Source organism: Aquiflexum sp., assembly GCF_041751335.1.
Taxonomy (GTDB): Bacteria; Bacteroidota; Bacteroidia; order Cytophagales; family Cyclobacteriaceae; genus Aquiflexum.
Map to the genome: position 1 here is coordinate 1 of NZ_JBGSXS010000278.1, position 3,306 is coordinate 3,306.

General features: G+C 38.1%; 4 protein-coding genes. 1 reads left to right on the forward strand and 3 read right to left on the reverse strand.

Going from position 1 to position 3,306, the window contains the following annotated elements:
• The 3 genes from ACEW8U_RS15605 to ACEW8U_RS15615 all read right to left on the reverse strand — a co-directional run.
• On the reverse strand, nucleotides 1-702 hold a 702-nt coding region (locus ACEW8U_RS15605; RefSeq protein ID WP_373522983.1), incomplete at its 3' end, for an OB-fold nucleic acid binding domain-containing protein.
• Nucleotides 703-771: 69 nt separating this feature from the next.
• Nucleotides 772-1,029, reverse strand: a complete 258-nt coding sequence (locus tag ACEW8U_RS15610) for a Txe/YoeB family addiction module toxin (protein ID WP_373522984.1) — start codon at nucleotides 1,027-1,029, stop codon at nucleotides 772-774.
• Nucleotides 1,026-1,280 carry a type II toxin-antitoxin system Phd/YefM family antitoxin gene (locus ACEW8U_RS15615; RefSeq protein WP_373522985.1) on the reverse strand — a complete coding sequence of 85 codons (255 nt, stop codon included), beginning with the start codon at nucleotides 1,278-1,280 and terminating at the stop codon, nucleotides 1,026-1,028. The genes ACEW8U_RS15610 and ACEW8U_RS15615 overlap by 4 nt, the downstream gene beginning before the upstream one ends.
• 183 nt (nucleotides 1,281-1,463) lie before the next feature.
• Here ACEW8U_RS15615 and ACEW8U_RS15620 point away from each other — a divergent pair, with 183 nt between their 5' ends.
• Nucleotides 1,464-3,278: a serine hydrolase gene (locus ACEW8U_RS15620; RefSeq protein WP_373522986.1), complete on the forward strand. Its 1,815-nt coding sequence runs from the start codon at nucleotides 1,464-1,466 to the stop codon at nucleotides 3,276-3,278.
• The last annotated feature ends 28 nt before the right edge of the window (nucleotides 3,279-3,306 follow it).

The following is a 3,306-nucleotide window of genomic DNA, read 5'->3' on the forward strand; positions in this document are numbered from 1 at the left end:
TAACCTCAACTGCACAAAGAAAAACTCTTCAAATTTCAGCCGAAACCTTGCCTGTTTTAGGATTTCGGGATTTTCGGGAAAGTGGATTTGCTTTAGCGCTACCTGTTTTGAAATAAGGTTAAACCGCTGTATTATATCCAAGGGCAATGTTTCTTGAATCTGAGGAGAGGCTACCTGAACCAAGCCCTCCATTATTCTGGAAATTCCTTTGGAATCCAAATATCTTGCCCTCAGCTTTTCCGTCGTAGAATAGACGGGTTGGAAAAAACTCTTTTCCTCCTGCACCTGAGAAAGGGGCTCCATTTCCGGGTGGGCGATGCTGAACTTTCGGCCGTATTTGTTGGGCTTACCATAGAATACAAAGGCAGGTCCGATCAGGAGTTTTTTGACTACCCACTGAGTCCCTTTGAACCAAGTGAGCTCCATCTCTCCGGTCTCATCATAAATGTAAGCTACCAACCGCTTTCTCCTGGCATCTCCAATGGTCTCCACTTTTCGGATTTTGGCAATGACCTGTACATTTTCTAGGTCCTCGTTCAGTTCTTTGATTTTGTAAAACTTGGTCCGGTCTTCGTATCTGAAAGGGTAATATTGCAGCAGTTCCCCATAGGTAAAAATATTCAGCTCCTTATTGAGCAAAGCAGCTTTCTGCGGACCCATGCCGCGGAGGAAATCTATTTTGGTATCGAAAAAAGAGGACAATGGATATATAGGACTATTTGAGATTCTTACCAATGTATGAGGTAAATTAACAAATCAATTGTTTTGAATTCAATCGTAATGAAATCGACATTTTGCGATCAAGATTTCATCATTCTTTACCTGGTAAATCAATCTGTGTTCTTCATCTATTCTAAGGGACCAATAACCCGAGTATTTGTATTTTAGTGGTTCTGGTTTTCCAATTCCCGAAAAGGGATTTCTAGAAATATCCTTGAGAAGTTCATTTATCCGTTTGAGCTTTTTTTTATCGGTTTTTTGCCAATACAAATAGTCCTCCCAGGACTCGTCAACAAAAATATACTTCATTCTTCAAGTAGATTTTTACTATAGGAATTACCTTGTTTCAATTTTTCAATTGCTGAATCCAATCTTCTTTCATTCTCAGTAGAAGAAAGCTCATGTTGGGTGGAAAGCAATGAATTATATTCAGACAAAGACATGATTACTACTCCTTTATCCTTTCCGCGATTGATAATTAGAGTTTCGAAATTCTCAGTGACTCTATCAAAATAACTCTTTATATCTTTCCTAAAATCTGAAATAGAAGTGCTTAACATATTTATATATATTTGGAATAATATGTACAAAATTATGTACAAAATATTTATTTTCAAAGTGGTATTTTATCGTTCAAAAAATATAACAAATCCCATTGAATTTTTTTATTCTCAACACAAATTGATTTTTTGATTAAAATTTACCCAAATTTAAACTATCTTCTGTTTTTTAATGAAAACACCATGAAACAACTAATCCTCTCCATTTTAATTTCATTAATCGCAATAACTTCCTTTGCTCAAAAACAAAAAACGGACAACCGCTTTTCAGGTTTGGATGCTGAGCTCGAGAAAGTCCTTGGCACTTGGAAGGCTGCTGGATTTGCAGTTGCTGTGGTAGAGAAGGATAAAATCATTTATTCCAAAGGTTTCGGTTACCGAGATTACGAAAACAAAATTTCGGTAACCCCTAACACACTTTTTGCTATCGGGTCAAGCAGCAAGGCATTTACTTCCGGGTTATTGGGGATTTTGAGGGAAGAGGACAAGTTGTCTTTCGAAGATAGCCCTATCAAACATATCCCTGAACTCCGATTTTACAACAATGAAATGAACAACCTGATTACCATCAAGGATATGATGACCCATAGAACAGGACTTCCAAGACATGACCTGAGTTGGTATTTTTTTACTTCCCAATCTCGGGATTCTTTGATGCAGCGTATTCAATATCAGGAACCCTTTGCAAAGGTCAGAGAGCAATGGTATTACAATAATTTCATGTTTTTGGCCCAAGGAGTAATCGCAGAAAGGATTACAGGAAAATCTTGGGAAGAAAATCTTCAGGAAAAGTTTTTTGATCCTTTGGAAATGAAAAACACCAATGCAATCATTGATGGACTGAAAAACGGAAAAGATGCTTCCTTTGGCTACGAAGTGAAAAACGATTCCATTATCAAAAAGATGGACTATTATGACATTGCTGCAATGGGTCCTGCAGGAAGTATCAACAGCAGTGTCAACGAAATGTCCAATTGGTTGATCTCCTGGCTCAATGGGGGGAAATTCAAAGGAAATCAAATCCTGCCTGATGCTTATGTCAAGGAAGCCATGAGTCCACAAATGATCATGGCCAATAGTATTCCTGACAAAGAATTTCCAGAAATGCATCTCAGTAACTATGGGTACGGTTGGATGGTCTCTTCCTATAAAGGACATTACCGAGTAGAACATGGCGGGAATATTAATGGATTCTCTGCAAATGCAGCCTTTTTTCCAATGGATAGTATTGGGATTGTGGTTTTATCCAATCAAAACGGCTCACCAATCCCTGGGATTGTTCGGAATATAATCAGTGACAGATTATTGAAAGTGAATAAAACCGAATGGAACAAGATCCAAAAAGAAAAAGCAGATGAAGCCAAAAAGCAAGCTGCTGCAGGCCAAGCACAATCCAGTTCCATCCAAAAAAAGGGTACCAAAACCTCACATGTTCTCGCAGAATTTTCAGGAGATTATTCGCACCCAGGGTATGGAACCATTGATGTACAGTTTGAAAGGGATTCCCTTTTTGCCAGCACCCCTTACGAAAAAGTCTGGCTAAAACACTTCCATTACAATATCTTTTCATTGGTGGGTTTGGAAAATGGAAAAGTTGATACCACAATGGTTTCACCCATGCAGTTCAATTTTAGGATTAACAATATGGGGGAGATTGCTTCACTTTCTTTCAAAGCGGAACCTACTGTAGATGCCATAGAATTCAAGCGCAAACCCAAAGAAATTGAGGTGGATAAAGAAACCTTGAAAAAATATTCAGGAGATTATGACCTTGGTGGACAGGTTGCCAAATTTTACCTAAAAGATGGAAATGAAAATACGCTCTATCTTTTTGTTGCTGGCCAACCGGAGTATGAATTGTTGTCTACTGGCAAGGATAAGTTCACGCTGAAAATCGTGGAGGGATTCGTCATAGAGTTTTTGGAAGATAAAGACGGGAATATAAAAGAAGCCAAATTTATCCAACCGAATGGCGTATTTGTGGCAAAGAAAAAGTAATACCTATTTCAAATAATTCCTCAAAATT

What these genes read in the sequence shown, in the direction of transcription:
- ACEW8U_RS15610 (WP_373522984.1), bottom strand. Translation starts at nt 1,029, where the DNA reads ATGAAGTATATTTTTGTTGACGAGTCCTGGGAGGACTATTTGTATTGG.
- ACEW8U_RS15615 (WP_373522985.1), bottom strand. Translation starts at nt 1,280, where the DNA reads ATGTTAAGCACTTCTATTTCAGATTTTAGGAAAGATATAAAGAGTTAT.
- ACEW8U_RS15620 (WP_373522986.1), top strand. Translation starts at nt 1,464, where the DNA reads ATGAAACAACTAATCCTCTCCATTTTAATTTCATTAATCGCAATAACT.